The 14,538-nt window shown below is 54.8% G+C and carries 16 protein-coding genes; 4 read left to right on the top strand and 12 right to left on the bottom strand.

Annotated elements, in window-relative coordinates; translation table 11 throughout:
- Positions 1 to 47: 47 nt before the first annotated feature.
- The 5 genes from fkpB to murJ form a co-directional block, all read right to left on the bottom strand.
- On the bottom strand, positions 48 to 485 hold the full coding sequence (gene fkpB / locus AQS70_RS04800) for an FKBP-type peptidyl-prolyl cis-trans isomerase (protein WP_055101768.1): 438 nt from the start codon (positions 483 to 485) through the stop codon (positions 48 to 50).
- Positions 478 to 996, bottom strand: a complete 519-nt coding sequence (gene lspA, locus AQS70_RS04805) for a signal peptidase II (protein WP_055101769.1) — start codon at positions 994 to 996, stop codon at positions 478 to 480. Before lspA ends, fkpB begins: the two co-directional genes overlap by 8 nt.
- Positions 989 to 3,820, bottom strand: coding sequence for an isoleucine--tRNA ligase (ileS, locus tag AQS70_RS04810; RefSeq protein WP_055101770.1), 2,832 nt, complete (start codon positions 3,818 to 3,820; stop codon positions 989 to 991). The genes lspA and ileS overlap by 8 nt, the downstream gene beginning before the upstream one ends.
- Complete coding sequence (gene ribF / locus AQS70_RS04815) at positions 3,817 to 4,767, bottom strand: bifunctional riboflavin kinase/FAD synthetase (RefSeq protein ID WP_055101771.1); 951 nt, start codon at positions 4,765 to 4,767, stop codon at positions 3,817 to 3,819. The genes ileS and ribF overlap by 4 nt, the downstream gene beginning before the upstream one ends.
- A 118-nt stretch (positions 4,768 to 4,885) precedes the next feature.
- On the bottom strand, positions 4,886 to 6,424 hold the full coding sequence (murJ, locus tag AQS70_RS04820) for a murein biosynthesis integral membrane protein MurJ (protein ID WP_055101772.1): 1,539 nt from the start codon (positions 6,422 to 6,424) through the stop codon (positions 4,886 to 4,888).
- A 250-nt stretch (positions 6,425 to 6,674) separates the two neighbouring features.
- Between murJ and rpsT the strand changes: the two genes are divergently transcribed.
- Positions 6,675 to 6,950: a 30S ribosomal protein S20 gene (gene rpsT, locus AQS70_RS04825; RefSeq protein ID WP_055101773.1), complete on the top strand. Its 276-nt coding sequence runs from the start codon at positions 6,675 to 6,677 to the stop codon at positions 6,948 to 6,950.
- A 161-nt stretch (positions 6,951 to 7,111) separates the two neighbouring features.
- On the opposite strand, the gene AQS70_RS04830 is transcribed toward rpsT, so the two are convergent.
- The 5 genes from AQS70_RS04830 to rplU all read right to left on the bottom strand — a co-directional run bounded on the left by AQS70_RS04830 (position 7,112) and on the right by rplU (position 10,879).
- The gene (locus AQS70_RS04830; protein ID WP_055101774.1) at positions 7,112 to 7,573 is read right to left on the bottom strand and encodes a CreA family protein; all 462 of its coding nucleotides are present in this window, start codon (positions 7,571 to 7,573) and stop codon (positions 7,112 to 7,114) included.
- A 14-nt stretch (positions 7,574 to 7,587) separates the two neighbouring features.
- Positions 7,588 to 8,706 (bottom strand): glutamate 5-kinase, encoded by a 1,119-nt coding sequence (gene proB, locus AQS70_RS04835; protein WP_055101806.1) that lies wholly within the window; start codon positions 8,704 to 8,706, stop codon positions 7,588 to 7,590.
- Positions 8,707 to 8,830: 124 nt separating this feature from the next.
- Complete coding sequence (gene cgtA, locus AQS70_RS04840; protein ID WP_055101775.1) at positions 8,831 to 10,057, bottom strand: Obg family GTPase CgtA; 1,227 nt, start codon at positions 10,055 to 10,057, stop codon at positions 8,831 to 8,833.
- 197 nt (positions 10,058 to 10,254) lie between these two features.
- Positions 10,255 to 10,530, bottom strand: coding sequence for a 50S ribosomal protein L27 (gene rpmA, locus AQS70_RS04845; protein ID WP_055101776.1), 276 nt, complete (start codon positions 10,528 to 10,530; stop codon positions 10,255 to 10,257).
- A gap of 34 nt (positions 10,531 to 10,564) precedes the next feature.
- Entirely contained in the window at positions 10,565 to 10,879 is a 315-nt protein-coding gene (rplU, locus tag AQS70_RS04850) for a 50S ribosomal protein L21 (RefSeq protein WP_003176051.1), read from the bottom strand.
- A 241-nt stretch (positions 10,880 to 11,120) separates the two neighbouring features.
- On the opposite strand from rplU, the gene AQS70_RS04855 reads away from it, so the two are divergent.
- The 3 genes from AQS70_RS04855 (at position 11,121) to AQS70_RS04865 (ending at position 13,145) form a co-directional block, all read left to right on the top strand.
- Positions 11,121 to 12,089 (top strand): polyprenyl synthetase family protein, encoded by a 969-nt coding sequence (locus AQS70_RS04855; RefSeq protein ID WP_055101777.1) that lies wholly within the window; start codon positions 11,121 to 11,123, stop codon positions 12,087 to 12,089.
- Positions 12,090 to 12,352: 263 nt separating this feature from the next.
- Positions 12,353 to 12,694, top strand: a complete 342-nt coding sequence (locus AQS70_RS04860) for a zinc ribbon domain-containing protein YjdM (RefSeq protein WP_055101778.1) — start codon at positions 12,353 to 12,355, stop codon at positions 12,692 to 12,694.
- A gap of 178 nt (positions 12,695 to 12,872) precedes the next feature.
- Entirely contained in the window at positions 12,873 to 13,145 is a 273-nt protein-coding gene (locus AQS70_RS04865) for a PA4570 family protein (protein WP_055101779.1), read from the top strand.
- A gap of 96 nt (positions 13,146 to 13,241) precedes the next feature.
- On the opposite strand, the gene AQS70_RS04870 is transcribed toward AQS70_RS04865, so the two are convergent.
- Both AQS70_RS04870 and AQS70_RS04875 read right to left on the bottom strand, forming a co-directional pair.
- Positions 13,242 to 13,859, bottom strand: coding sequence for a BamJ family beta-barrel-assembly machinery protein (locus AQS70_RS04870; protein WP_055101780.1), 618 nt, complete (start codon positions 13,857 to 13,859; stop codon positions 13,242 to 13,244).
- Between the two features lie 145 nt (positions 13,860 to 14,004).
- Positions 14,005 to 14,493: a TIGR00645 family protein gene (locus AQS70_RS04875; protein WP_055101781.1), complete on the bottom strand. Its 489-nt coding sequence runs from the start codon at positions 14,491 to 14,493 to the stop codon at positions 14,005 to 14,007.
- Positions 14,494 to 14,538 lie beyond the last annotated feature (45 nt).

The raw sequence follows: 14,538 nt of genomic DNA on the forward strand, positions 1-14,538 counted from the left end.
GCGCAGAAAATAATGCCAATCAGGCCCGGCATTGGCCGGGCTCTGAATTACAGCGCTATAACGTCTTTAATTTCCACGTCGAAGGTCAGGGTCTTACCTGACAACGGGTGGTTAAAGTCGATGGTTACTTGCTCGTCATCAAAGGCTTTGACTACACCGGGTAGCTCGGTGTTGGCCGCGTCATTGAAGATCACCAGCAAACCTTCAGACAGGTCCATGTCCTTAAACTGCGAACGTGGAATGATCTGCACGTTTTGCGGGTTAGGCTGGCCAAAAGCGTTTTCTGGAAGGATCTCCAAAGTGCGCTTATCGCCCGCCTTAAAGCCAAACAAGGCCGCTTCAAACCCAGGCAGTAAGCTGCCATCACCAACCTTGAAGGTGGCCGGGGACTTGTCGAACGTACTGTCGACGGTATCGCCATTCTCCAGGCGTAAAGCGAAATGCAGCGTGACTTCCGTGTTCTGGCCAATACGTTGCTCAGTCATGAGCCGGTTCTCCAGACTTTTTACTTTTAAACATATCCAGTGCCAGCATCAACGCGCCCACGCAAATCGCACTGTCGGCGAAGTTGAAAGCCGGGAAATACCAGCGATTTTGCCAATGCACCAGAATGAAATCGACGACATGACCATAAACGATACGGTCATACAGGTTACCTAGCGCGCCGCCCAAAATCAGCGCCAACGCAATTGCCAACCACGTGTCATTGCGTCCAAGACGCTTGAGCCAGACCACCAAAACGCCACTGACCACAATCGCGATCAGTGCAAAAAGCCAACGCTGCCAGCCTGCGCTGTCGGCCAAAAAGCTAAAGGCCGCGCCGGTGTTGTAGGCCAGCGTCCAACTGAATAGGTCAGGAATGACCACGATCTGCTGATACATCTGCAAGGCGTTGTCGAAATAGACCTTGCTGGTCAGGTCAATGACCAAGACCAGCACAGTCAACCAAAGCCAGCCCAGGCGCCCGAAGCGCCCGGCAGTGCTGGTGTTAGGCATAGTGACGTACCTCACCGGCGCCGCTGATGTTGTCGACGCAACGACCGCAGATTTCCGGATGCTCCGGGTTCACACCTACATCTTCACGGCAATGCCAGCAGCGAGCGCACTTGGCGTGTGCCGACTTGACGACTTTGAGCTTGAGGCCCGGCACTTCGGTGATCACTGCATCAGCCGGAGCCTGCGCAAACGGCGCTACGCTGGCGGTAGAAGTGATCAGTACAAAGCGCAGCTCGTTGCTCAATTTGGACAGGTCAACAGCCAGTTCATCTTCGGCAAACAAGGTCACTTCGGCCTGCAAGTTGCCGCCAATGGCTTTGGCAGCGCGCAAGTTTTCCATTTCTTTGTTAACCGCAACCTTGACCGCCATGATCCGCTCCCAGTAGTCGCGATCCAGCTCGGTGCCTTCAGGCAACTCGCTCAGGCCGTCATACCAAGTGTTGAGCATGACCGACTCGTTGCGCTCGCCCGGCAGGTATTGCCACAGCTCGTCAGCAGTGAAGGCCAGGATCGGAGCGATCCAGCGCACCAGCGCTTCAGAGATGTGGAACAGTGCGGTCTGGCACGAACGACGGGCCTTGCTGTTGGCGCCCGTGGTGTACTGACGGTCTTTGATGATGTCGAGGTAGAAACCACCCAGCTCCTGCACGCAGAAGTTATGCACTTTGGAGTACACGTTCCAGAAGCGGTATTCGCCGTAATGCAGTTCCAGCTCACGTTGCAGCAGCAATGCGCGGTCTACAGCCCAACGGTCCAGCGCCAGCATTTCATCCGCAGGCAGCAGGTCAGTGGCCGGGTTGAAACCGGTCAGGTTGGAAAGCAGGAAGCGCGCGGTGTTACGGATACGTCGGTAGGCGTCCGCACTGCGTTGCAGGATCTGGTCTGAAACCGCGATTTCGCCCGAGTAATCGGTCGATGCAACCCACAGGCGCATGATGTCAGCGCCCAGTGTGTCGTTGACCTTTTGCGGCGCAATCACGTTGCCCAACGACTTGGACATTTTGCGGCCCGCTTCGTCCACGGTGAAGCCATGGGTCAGCAGTTCGCGGTACGGCGCGTGGTTGTCGATGGCACAACCGGTCAACAAGGACGAGTGGAACCAGCCACGGTGTTGGTCGGAACCTTCAAGGTACAGATCGGCACGCGGCCCCGTCTCGTGACCCATTGGGTGCGAACCGCGCAGCACGTGCCAATGGGTAGTCCCCGAATCGAACCACACGTCCAGCGTGTCGCTGATCTTGTCGTACAGCGGCGCTTCGTCGCCCAGTAATTCAGCCGCGTCCATTTTGAACCAGGCTTCGATACCTTCGACTTCAACGCGCTTGGCCACTTCTTCCATCATTTCGACGGTGCGCGGATGCAGCTCACCGCTTTCTTTGTTCAGGAAGAACGGGATCGGCACGCCCCAGTTACGTTGACGCGAGATGCACCAGTCAGGCCGGTTGGCAATCATCGAGTGCAGACGCGCTTGGCCCCAAGCCGGAACAAACTGTGTGTCTTCGATCGCTTGAAGTGCGCGAGTACGCAGGGTATCGCCCGCAGTTGGCTCTTTGTCCATGCCGATAAACCACTGCGCCGTGGCGCGGTAGATCAGCGGTGTCTTGTGGCGCCAGCAGTGCATGTAGCTGTGGCTGATGGTTTCGCTAAACATCAACGCGTCGACTTCGGTCAGCTTGTCGATGATGTTCTGGTTGGCCTTCCAAATGAACTGGCCACCGAAGAACTCCAGCGACGGCACGTATACGCCGTTGCTTTGGACAGGGTTGATGATGTCGTCATTGACCATGCCGTAGGCTTTGCAGGTCACGAAGTCGTCCACGCCGTATGCCGGTGCAGAGTGAACCACGCCAGTGCCTGCGCCCAACTCGACGTACTCAGCCAGATAAACAGGCGACAGACGGTCGTAGAACGGATGACGGAAGTTGATCAGCTCTAGTGCCGAACCGGTCGTGGTCGCGATCACTGAACCTTGCAGGTTGTAACGGGCCAAGCTGGATTCAACCAGCTCTTCAGCCAACACCAGCAGTTTGTCGCCTACGTCGACCAGCGCGTAGGTGAACTCCGGATGCACGTTGAGCGCTTGGTTAGCCGGGATGGTCCACGGGGTGGTGGTCCAGATCACGATAGAGGCTGGTTTGCTCAAAGCGGCCAAGCCAAAAGCGTCCGCCAGCTTAGCGTCATCGGCGACCGGGAAGGCAACGTCGATGGCCGAAGACTTTTTGTCTTGGTATTCAACTTCTGCTTCAGCCAGAGCCGAGCCGCAATCGAAGCACCAGTTCACAGGCTTCAAGCCTTTAAAGACGAAACCGCCTTTGACGATTTCGGCCAAGGCGCGGATTTCACCGGCCTCGTTTTTGAAGTCCATGGTTTTGTACGGGTTGGCGAAGTCGCCCAACACACCCAAACGGATGAACTCGGACTTCTGACCTTCGATTTGCTCGGTCGCGTAAGCACGGCAAAGCTCGCGGGTTTTATCCGCAGGCAGATTTTTGCCATGAGTCACTTCAACCTTGTGCTCAATCGGCAGACCGTGGCAGTCCCAGCCCGGCACGTACGGCGCATCGAAACCCGCTAAAGTTTTCGAGCGCACGATCATGTCTTTGAGAATCTTGTTTAGCGCATGACCGATGTGAATCGTACCGTTGGCATACGGAGGACCGTCGTGAAGTACGAACTTCGGACGATCCTTACCAATCTCGCGCAACTTCCCGTACAGGCCAATGCTGTCCCAGCGCTGCAAAATTTGCGGTTCGCGCTGTGGCAGGCCGGCCTTCATTGGGAAGGCTGTGTCCGGAAGGTTTAACGTAGATTTGTAGTCGGTCATTTCAGGCTCTTTTTAAGCGGTTGACCCAGCCAAAAGGCTCGGGCGGCGGCGACGTCCGCATTGATCGCCGTCTTGAGCGCCTCAAGTGAGGCGAAACGCTGCTCATCACGCAGCTTGTGGTGGAATGCCACCGTCAATCGCCGGCCATATAAATCGCCAGCGAAATCCAATAGATGAACTTCAAGATGGGCGTTGCCATCTCCTGCTACGGTTGGTCTGACACCTATATTGGCAACGCCAGGCCAAGTTTTACCGTCGATGTCGACGCTGACCAAATACACACCGGTCAATGGAACACGACGTCGCTTGAGCTGGATATTAGCCGTTGGCGTGCCCAGTTGACGCGCCAGTTTTTGACCATGCAATACTCGGCCCGCGATTTGAAAAGGACGCCCCAGTAAACGCTCTGCCTGGGTGAAATCACCTTTGGCCAAGGCATCACGTACCTGCGTGCTGCTGATACGTACGCCATCAAGCTCAACGGTCTGCGCGGCTTCAACGGTAAAGTTCTGCATGACGCCTGCTTGTTGCAGGAAATCAAAATCACCGAGCCGATCACACCCAAAACGGAAGTCGTCACCGACCTCCAAGTGACAAACGCCAAGGCCATCGACCAAAATTGTGTCAACAAACTCGGCAGCGCTGAGCTTGCAAAGGCGTTGATTGAACGCTAGGCACAGCACCCGATCAACCCCTGCATCAGCCAAAAGCTGTAATTTATCGCGCAAGCGAGCTAGACGCGCCGGGGCGGTTTCAGGGGCAAAAAATTCGCGCGGCTGGGGCTCAAAAATCACCACGCAGCTGGGCACGCCCAACTCCAGTGCACGCTCACGCAGCCGCTCCAGAATAGCCTGGTGACCACGGTGTACACCGTCAAAGTTGCCAATAGTGGCGACACAGCCCCGATGTTGGGGCCGCAGGTTGTGAAGGCCTCGAACCAGCTGCATAACGCGCTTCTTGCTCATAAAGTGGCCGATTATAACCACACCCAGCCCATGACGACAGGCAACAGCGCAAGGCAAATCAGGTCAAACCGACAAAATAGACGTTTGACCGCAATTTTCCTTACATCAGGGACTTGCGGGCGAAATCCTTCAAACGCAAGCCCAGCAGTAGCAATACACCGAAATAAGCCACCACACCCGCAACCACCAGCGCACCTAGACGCGCAAAGCGCTGAAGCATATGACCTTGATCCCATGCAGGCATTACGTGCATCAACCCCACTAATACGGCTGACATTACGGCAGCCGCCAACACCAATTTGAACAGGTATTGCGGCCAGCCCGCTTGGGCGATAAATAGCCTTTGCTTACGCAACTGCCAAAACAGCAAACCCGCGTTAATGCAAGCTCCCACACTAATCGCCAAGGCAAGCCCTGCGTGTTGCAGCGGCACAATAAACACCAAATTAAGCAATTGCGTTACCACCAAGGTGAACACCGCAATTTTTACCGGCGTGCGGATGTTTTGCTGTGCATAAAACCCCGGAGCCAGCACCTTGATCAGAATTAATCCGAGCAAACCTACCGAATAAGCCACCAATGCCCGCTGGGTCATTGCCGCATCTAGGGCACTGAACTCGCCGTATTGAAATAACGATACGGTCAGCGGCTCCGCCAAGATGGCCAAGGCCAATGCACATGGCAGCACCAGTAAAAAGCACAGACGCAGGCCCCAATCGAGAATTCTTGAGTACTCCTGCCGGTCTTTATTGGCGTAGGTTTTGGACAGTGTTGGCAGCAGGATTGTGCCCAATGCGACACCCAGCACACCGGATGGCAATTCCATCAAGCGGTCTGCGTAGTACATCCAGGACACCGACCCGGCTACCAAGAAGGACGCAAAAATCGTATTAATGATCAGCGAGATCTGGCTGACCGACACTCCCAAAATGGCCGGAACCATCTGCTTCATCACTCGCCATACACCGGTGTCGCGTAAATTAAGGCGCGGCAGCACCAACATGCCGATTTTTTTCAGATGCGGGAGCTGAAACAACAATTGTGCAAGGCCACCCGCCAACACTGCCCACCCCAGCGCCATGACCGGCGGATCAAAGTAAGGCGTGAGAAATAGGGCAAAGAGAATCATGCTGACGTTAAGCAAGGTCGGCACAAATGCAGGCACCGAGAAGCGGTTCCACGTATTGAGAATCGCCCCTGCCAGCGATGACAGTGAGATCAGCAATATATAAGGGAAGGTAACCCGCAACATATCGGTGGTGAGCTCAAACTTTTCAGGCGTTGTTACAAAGCCGGGGGCCGTGGCCCAGATCACCCAAGGCGCGGCCAGTATGCCCAGCACCGTTACGATCGCCAGGACCAGCGTCAGCAGCCCGGCGACGTACGCAACAAAGGTGCGTGCAGCCTCCTCACCTTGCTGATTTTTGTATTCCGCCAAAATCGGCACAAACGCTTGGGAAAAAGCACCTTCGGCAAAAATCCGGCGCAGCAGATTGGGGAGCTTAAAGGCAATAAAGAACGCATCCGTGGCCATTCCCGCGCCAAACATTCGCGCCACGATGGTGTCTCGGACAAAGCCCAGAACCCTCGAAATCATGGTGATAGAGCTAACAGCAGCCAACGACTTGAGCAAATTCATTGAAAGAGTTTTTGCCTTAGAGAGAAAGAGCAGGCGAACAAAGCGTTCACTTATGCGATACTGCGCGCCGCAACAGCACAGAGCCAAGCTCGCGAGTTTACAGGTCAAGCGCCGGAAATAAATCTCCCGTCTCCCTCGATCAACCACTCAGCGGTTCGAATCAATCACCCTTGACAAGAGTTGTCGTCATCGGCATGATTCGCGGCCTATTTTGTTTGTTAATTCCAAAAGTCTTTCGAGGAGCTCGACGGTGGCCAACACACCTTCCGCCAAAAAACGTGCAAAACAGGCTGAGAAGCGTCGCAGCCACAACGCCAGCCTGCGTTCCATGGTTCGTACCTACATCAAGAATGTAGTTAAAGCCATCGACGCAAAAGACGCTGCTAAAGCGCAAGCTGCTTATGTTCTGGCTGTTCCTGTTATCGACCGTATGGCCGATAAAGGCATCATCCACAAGAACAAAGCTGCACGTCATAAGAGCCGCCTGAATGGCCACGTCAAGGCTCTGAACCTTGCAGCTGCTTAAGCGATAAGCTTTTAAAAAAACCGACCTTAGGGTCGGTTTTTTATTGCCCGCGATTTGTTAGAAATCCATCAGGATCCGTAGGAGCTGCCGCAGGCTGCGATCTTGTGCTTTTAAAGATCAAAAGATCGCAGCCTTCGGCAGCTCCTACAAGGTTGTTTTGGTTATTGCTGCGGCCACGGCAAGATCGGAATGGCGGTGACCGCATTCTGTGGGCTGCCCTCGATCAGGCGATCGCTATACACCAGATACACCAGCGTATTGCGCTTTTTGTCGAGGAAACGAACAACCTGCATAGTTTTAAAGACCAGCGAAGTGCGCTCTTTGAACACTTCATCACCATCCTTCAACTCACCCTTAAAGCTGATCGGCCCGGTCTGGCGACACGCTATAGATGCCTCGGCGCGATCTTCTGCCAACCCTAACCCGCCTTTCATACCACCGGTCTTGGCTCGCGACAGATAGCACGTCACGCCGTCAACCTTAGGGTCATCGAATGCCTCGACCACAATACGGTCGTTCGGCCCAACCAATTTGAACACGGTCGATACCGTGCCAATTTCTTCTGCCGACGCCAATAATGGCACCGCCAAGATCAAACCCAACAGACCGCCAAACAAGCGCATTCAACACCTCAATTTCACACCAGAATCAGGTTGTCACGGTGAACCAATTCAGGCTCAGCCATGTAGCCCAATAAACTGACAATCGCATCTGACGACTGCCCTATAATTTTTTGCGCTTCTGCCGCACTGTAATTGGCAAGGCCACGGGCAATTTCGCGCCCATCAGCCGCTATACAGACCACCATCTCTCCACGACGGAAACCACCCTGCACAGCTTTGACACCGACGGGCAATAAGCTTTTATTCCCCTTGGACAACGCCGCCACCGCACCATCATCCAGCACCAACGTACCGCGGGTCTGCAGATGACCCGCCAGCCACTGCTTGCGAGCAGCCAACATGCCACGCTCCGGAGAGAGCAACGTTCCCAGTCGCTCGCCCACCTTAAGGCGATCAAGCACACGCTCCAAACGTCCGCCAACGATAATCGTATGCGCTCCCGAACGCGCCGCTAGACGCGCTGCACGCAACTTTGTCTGCATACCACCACGACCCAGCGCACCGCCCGTACCACCTGCCACCGCATCCAGCGCCGGATCATCCGCACGTGCTTCATAGATAATCTGAGCATCAGGATTGTTCCGCGGATCAGCATCAAACATGCCGTCACGGTCAGTCAGAATCACCAGCAAATCAGCCTCGACCAAGTTAGCCACCAACGCGGCCAACGTGTCGTTATCACCAAAGCGGATTTCATCTGTAACCACAGTGTCGTTTTCGTTGATCACTGGAATGACGCCCAGCTCAACCAGTGCGCGCAAGGTGCTGCGAGCGTTCAGATAGCGCTTGCGATCAGACAAATCGTCATGCGTCAGCAGAATTTGCGCCGTGTGCCGAGAATGCTCAGCAAAACTCGACTCCCACGCCTGCACCAAACCCATCTGACCGATAGCAGCGGCCGCTTGCAGCTCATGCATCGCACTGGGTCGCACGGTCCAGCCCAAGCGGCTCATGCCGGCCGCAACAGCGCCCGAGGACACCAACACCAACTCAACGCCAGCCTCATGCAAGGCCACCATCTGCTCGACCCAAACGCCCATTGCTGCGCGATCCAGGCCCTTGCCATCTGCTGTCAGCAATGCGCTGCCGATTTTCACGACCCAGCGCTGCGCACCTGTCACCTTGCTCCGCATCATCATCCAACCTATGCCTGAGAGCAGCGCGACCGAGCGCCACCCGTGGAGTTATTCTTGATTACCGTTTCACAGATACTAAAACGCCGCTCAAGTGAGCGGCGTTGTAGTTTACTGCAACGAATCAGTCGCGGACGTAAATGATTTCTGGACCATCTTCGTCATCAACATCTTCTTCATCCCAGTCATCGTCGCCCATGTCATGGACGCTCTTCACGCCGCTGCGACGTAATGCGCGCTTGTCATCCAACGCCTGAAGCTGTGCACGTGCTTCATCTTCAATGCGCTGATCGAGGTCAGCCAGCTCTTCTTTGTAAGCCGGGTCATTGGCCAGACGATCTGCACGATCTTCAAGATAGCGCATGATGTCGTGGCACAACTTGTCGGTACCGATTTTGGCAATCGCCGAAATCACATACACAGGGCCGGTCCACTCCAAGCGATCAACAACTTCTTTAACCCGCGCATCGTGCTCGTCTTCTGGCAACGAGTCGCATTTGTTCAGCACCAACCAACGATCACGCTCGGCCAGCGAAGGGCTGAACTTGATCAGCTCATTAACAATCACTTCGGCGGTATCAGCAGCGCTGTCAGTGCCTTCAACCGGCGCCATGTCTACGAGATGCAGCAACAGACGGGTACGCGACAAGTGCTTAAGGAAGCGAATCCCCAGCCCCGCCCCTTCGGAAGCGCCTTCGATCAAGCCTGGAATATCAGCAATGACAAAGCTCTTCCAGCGATCAACACTCACCACACCCAAGTTTGGCACCAGCGTGGTGAACGGGTAATCAGCCACTTTGGGCTTAGCCGCAGACACCGAACGAATGAAGGTACTTTTGCCTGCGTTCGGCAAACCCAGCAGACCTACGTCAGCCAGCACTTTCAATTCCAGCTTGAGGTCACGCTGCTCACCCGGCTTACCCGGAGTGGTCTGGCGTGGCGCACGGTTAGTACTGGATTTGAAACGAGTGTTACCCAGACCGTGCCAACCGCCCTGCACAACCATCAAACGCTGACCCGCCGTCGTCAGGTCACCAATGATTTCTTGAGTACCGGCATCAATCACCGTGGTACCCACTGGAACACGCAGGATCAGGTCTTCACCTTTACGGCCAGTGCAGTCAGTGCTGCCACCATTAGAACCACGCTGCGCATCAAAGTGACGGGTATAACGGTAGTCAACCAGGGTATTGAGGTTTTCGTCGGCGACCATATAGATCGAGCCACCATCACCCCCATCACCACCGTTCGGACCACCATTTTCGATGAATTTCTCACGACGGAAACTCATGCAACCGTTGCCACCGTCGCCTGCTTTTACTTTGATCGATACTTCATCTACAAACTTCATAACAAAACGCGCCTCTCGTCATCAGGACGAGCCGATAAAAACTTAGACATAAGACTCTTGCAAAAATGAGCGCAGCGACCTCAATCAACAGCCGTTAAATCCAGCGCCAAAAGCCCATACAAACAGTTTTGCAAGAGACTCACCCCACAAACGAAAAAGCCCCGTCGCAAGACAGGGCTCTTCCAGCTATCAAGCTATTACGCCGCGACGACTTCAGTCTTCGGAACGATGCTTACATAGCGACGACCGAAGGCGCCTTTAACTTGGAACTTGATCACGCCTTCCACTTTCGCGAACAGAGTGTGATCTTTGCCCATACCAACGCCGTAGCCAGCGTGGAATTGGGTGCCGCGCTGACGCACGATGATGTTGCCCGGAACGATTACCTGGCCGCCATACATCTTCACGCCAAGGCGTTTGGCTTCTGAATCGCGACCGTTACGGGTACTACCACCAGCTTTTTTGTGTGCCATGAGTCAATTCTCCTAGTGAGGAATTAGGCTGAAATTAAGCCTGAATACCGGTGATTTTGATCTCGGTGTACCACTGGCGGTGGCCCATACGCTTCATGTGGTGCTTACGACGACGGAACTTGATGATGCGGACTTTGTCGTGACGACCTTGGGAAATCACTTCAGCAACAACAGTGGCGCCAGCAACAACTGGAGCGCCGATGTTTACGTCGTCGCCATTGGCGACCAACAGAACGCGATCAAAAGTGACGGATTCGCCAGTAGCGATTTCCAGTTTCTCGATCTTCAGGTATTCACCTGGTGCTACTTTGTATTGCTTGCCACCAGTAACGATTACTGCGTACGACATGGTATTTCTCCGATAATCCTGCTCACCCAGCGCTTTATAGGTAAAGGTATTGGCTGGCATGGCTGCATGGGGCTGGAACGGCCCAAGTGCAATTGCGTAAGGCAGGTGCTGCCCAGGAAGTTCAGGGTGCGCGATTGTACGCAAGCCTCGCTTGGGTTGCAAGGGGCCGCCCATCGCGCCTTGACAGGCCATGCCCCCCGACCTAGCATGCCGCGCAACCCTTCTGGAGCACCTGTCGCTGATGCAACCCCAAGCTTTCTACCGCGCGGTGGCGGACGATTTTAGCGCCGTCGACGGCATCATCAAGAAGCAGCTGACGTCACGCGTACCGCTGGTCTCAAAAATCGGCGATTACATCACTTCGGCCGGCGGTAAACGCCTTCGTCCTTTATTAGTGTTGCTATGTGGTAAGGCGCTGGGTCGCGAAGGCGACGATCTGCGCTTGCTGGCCGCGACTATTGAGTTCCTGCACACCGCCACCCTGCTGCACGACGACGTAGTCGACATGTCCGGCATGCGCCGTGGCCGCAAGACCGCCAACGCAACGTGGGGCAATGCTCCTAGCGTTTTGGTCGGGGACTTCCTGTACTCGCGCTCCTTCGAAATGATGGTAGAGCTGGGCTCGATGCCAGTGATGCAAATCCTGTCCAAGGCCACCCGCATCATTGCCGAAGGCGAAGTGTTGCAACTGTCCAAAGTTCGGGACGCCAGCACCACCGAAGAAACCTACATGGAAGTCATCCGCGGCAAGACCGCCATGCTCTTTGAAGCATCGACTCACAGCGCCGCAGCGCTGGCCGGTGCAACGCCTGAGCAAAGCGAAGCCCTGCGCACGTTTGGTGACCACTTGGGCGTGGCATTCCAACTGGTAGACGACCTGCTCGATTACCGCGGTGACGCCGAGACCTTGGGCAAAAACGTGGGTGACGATCTGGCAGAGGGCAAGCCGACCTTGCCGCTGATCTACACCATGCGCGAAGGCACACCCGAACAAGCTGCTCTGGTTCGCAAAGCCATTCAAAAAGGTGGCATTGAAGACCTCGAAAGCATTCGCACAGCCGTTGAAGCGTCGGGCTCACTGGAATACACCGCACAATTGGCGCGTGACTACGTCGCCCGTGCGATTGTTTGCCTCGAAACCTTACCGCCAAGCCAGTATCGCGATGCGCTGGTTGAACTGAGCGAGTTTGCGGTAGCACGTACGCACTAAAGGCTATCAAGGCAGTTACACAATGCTGAGGCGTGGTGTAGCTGCTTTAATCAAAAGATCGCAGCCTACGGCAGCTCAGCCCATCTTGAGACTTTTTTGTGTCGTCATCTGGCGCGCATTTGGCTTGAGAACATAGTCGCTACAGATATAAAACAGCCTCTCCAGTAACAGTGACGCGTCTTGCTAGGTCACTCCCACCCCTGCACCGCAAAAACCCTATATAATGCGTGCCTTTTCGCCACCCTGATGTTTAAGGAGCTTTAGTGAGCACGTTGCCACCCTGCCCAAAATGCAATTCCGAATACACCTACGAAGACGGCGCCCAGCTGATCTGCCCGGAATGCGCCCATGAGTGGTCTGCCAGCGGTGACGCTGAAGAAGCCAGCGATGTAAAAGTCTACAAAGACTCCGCAGGCACGGTTCTGACCGACGGTGACACCATCACCGTGATCAAAGACCTGAAGATCAAAGGCACGTCCCTAGTAGTCAAAGTGGGCACTAAGGTTAAGAATATTCGCCTGTGCGAAGGTGACCACGATATCGACTGCAAAATCGACGGCATCGGCCCAATGAAGCTCAAGTCTGAGTTCGTTCGCAAGGTCTGATCAGCCCGCCTACCTTCCTGCGTCCGCGCAGGAAGGCGCACCGCCCCGCAATATCAAAAAGCCTGCGACGTTGATCCACCGCAGTTTTTACGCCGAAAATCAGAAATCCGCCAATAGGCACTTGCTATTAACTGAATAAGAATTATTCTCATTGTCATTCATCTAGGAGATGACGACCATGACTTATTTAATTGATGCTTGGCTAGACCGTCCACACCCTTACCTGCGCATCCTGCATCGGGAAACCGGCGAAGTCTGCGCGGTACTCGAAGAAGAAGCGCTCAACGAGCTTCAGGACCAAGGTGACTTGGATTTCAACGGCCTCAACTCAAGCGAGCCGCTGGTACTCAAAGAGTTGGTGCGTAATCTGTTCCTGTTTTGCTATGCCCGAGCATTGCGCCCCATCAGCACGACTGAGCCTCACGAACATCACGCCAAAATAGCAATATGATGCGCCAAACGCACCGCGGGCTTGCTCCCGACGTCGACGCCATTACGTCGTTTCCATCGTCAGCAAGCCCGCGGTCACTGCTATAACGCTGTGCGCTTACAGAACGTCCAGCAGCTCTACGTCGAATACCAAAACGCTGTGCGGTGCGATACCACCAACGCCTTGCGCGCCGTAAGCCAGCTCGCTCGGCACGTAGATGCGCCATTTGCTACCGGCATTCATCAGTTGCAGGGCTTCGGTCCAGCCAGCGATCACGCCGCCCACTGGAAACTCAGCAGGCTGACCACGCTCGTAGGAGCTGTCGAATACAGTGCCGTCGATCAGAGTACCGTGGTAGTGAACACGTACGGTGTCTTCACGGGTAGGCTTGGCGCCTTCACCAGCCGTTACAACTTCGAACTGCAAGCCAGAAGCCAGGGTGGTGATGCCGTCTTTCTTGGCGTTTTCAACCAAGAAAGCCTTGCCTTCACCGGCAGCAGCTTCTGCTTTGGCAGCCGCTTCTGCTTGCATGATCTCGCGGATCACTTGGAAGCTAGCAGACATTTCTTCTTGGCCAACACGGCTTTCTTTGCCCGCGAAAGCGTCGGTAAGGCCAGCCACAATTGCATCTAGGCTCACGCCCGGTGGTGGGTTGTCACGCAGTTGGTCGCCCAGTTGACGGCCAATGCCGTAGCTAACACGAGTTTCGTCGGTCGACAGATTTACTTCGGACATAACACTGCTCCGTTATAGAGCGACTCAAAAAAGCCGTATTCAACTGCTTTTTTCAGTCACCCAAAACCAAAAAGGGCGAGCAGCCTATCACAGCCCCCAAAGCCTTCGCAGCCCGGGTTCGTGTGCTGCCCGTACCGACAAAGCCTTAGTGCTTGGTCAGCTTGTCGAGATAGCCCATGGCAAAAGCCGACACCACAAAGGTCATGTGAATGATCACGTACCACATCAGGTACTCGGTTTCGATATTGCGTGCATCCATGAACACACGCAGCAGGTGGATCGAAGAAATGGCCACAATCGACGCTGCGACTTTCATCTTCAGCGAGGTCGAGTCCATCGTACCCAGCCAGCTCAGCTTCTCTTTGTTCGAGTCGATGTCCAGTTGCGAGACAAAGTTCTCGTAGCCCGAAATCATCACCATTACCAACAACCCGCCCACCAGCGCCATGTCGATCAGCGACAGAATAACCAGGATCAAGTCCGACTCAGTGAGCGAAAACACGTTAGGAAGAACGTGGTACACCTCCTGAAAGAACTTCAACGCCAGAGCCAGCAAACCCAGCGACAGACCAAAGTAAATCGGCGCCAAAATCCAGCGCGAGGCGTACATTGCATTTTCGATAAAGCGTTCCATTGAGTCTCACAGGGTGTAAAAAATGGGCGTGAGTATATCAGTCAC

The organism is Pseudomonas endophytica (assembly GCF_001411475.1).
Classification (GTDB): domain Bacteria; phylum Pseudomonadota; class Gammaproteobacteria; order Pseudomonadales; family Pseudomonadaceae; genus Aquipseudomonas; species Aquipseudomonas endophytica.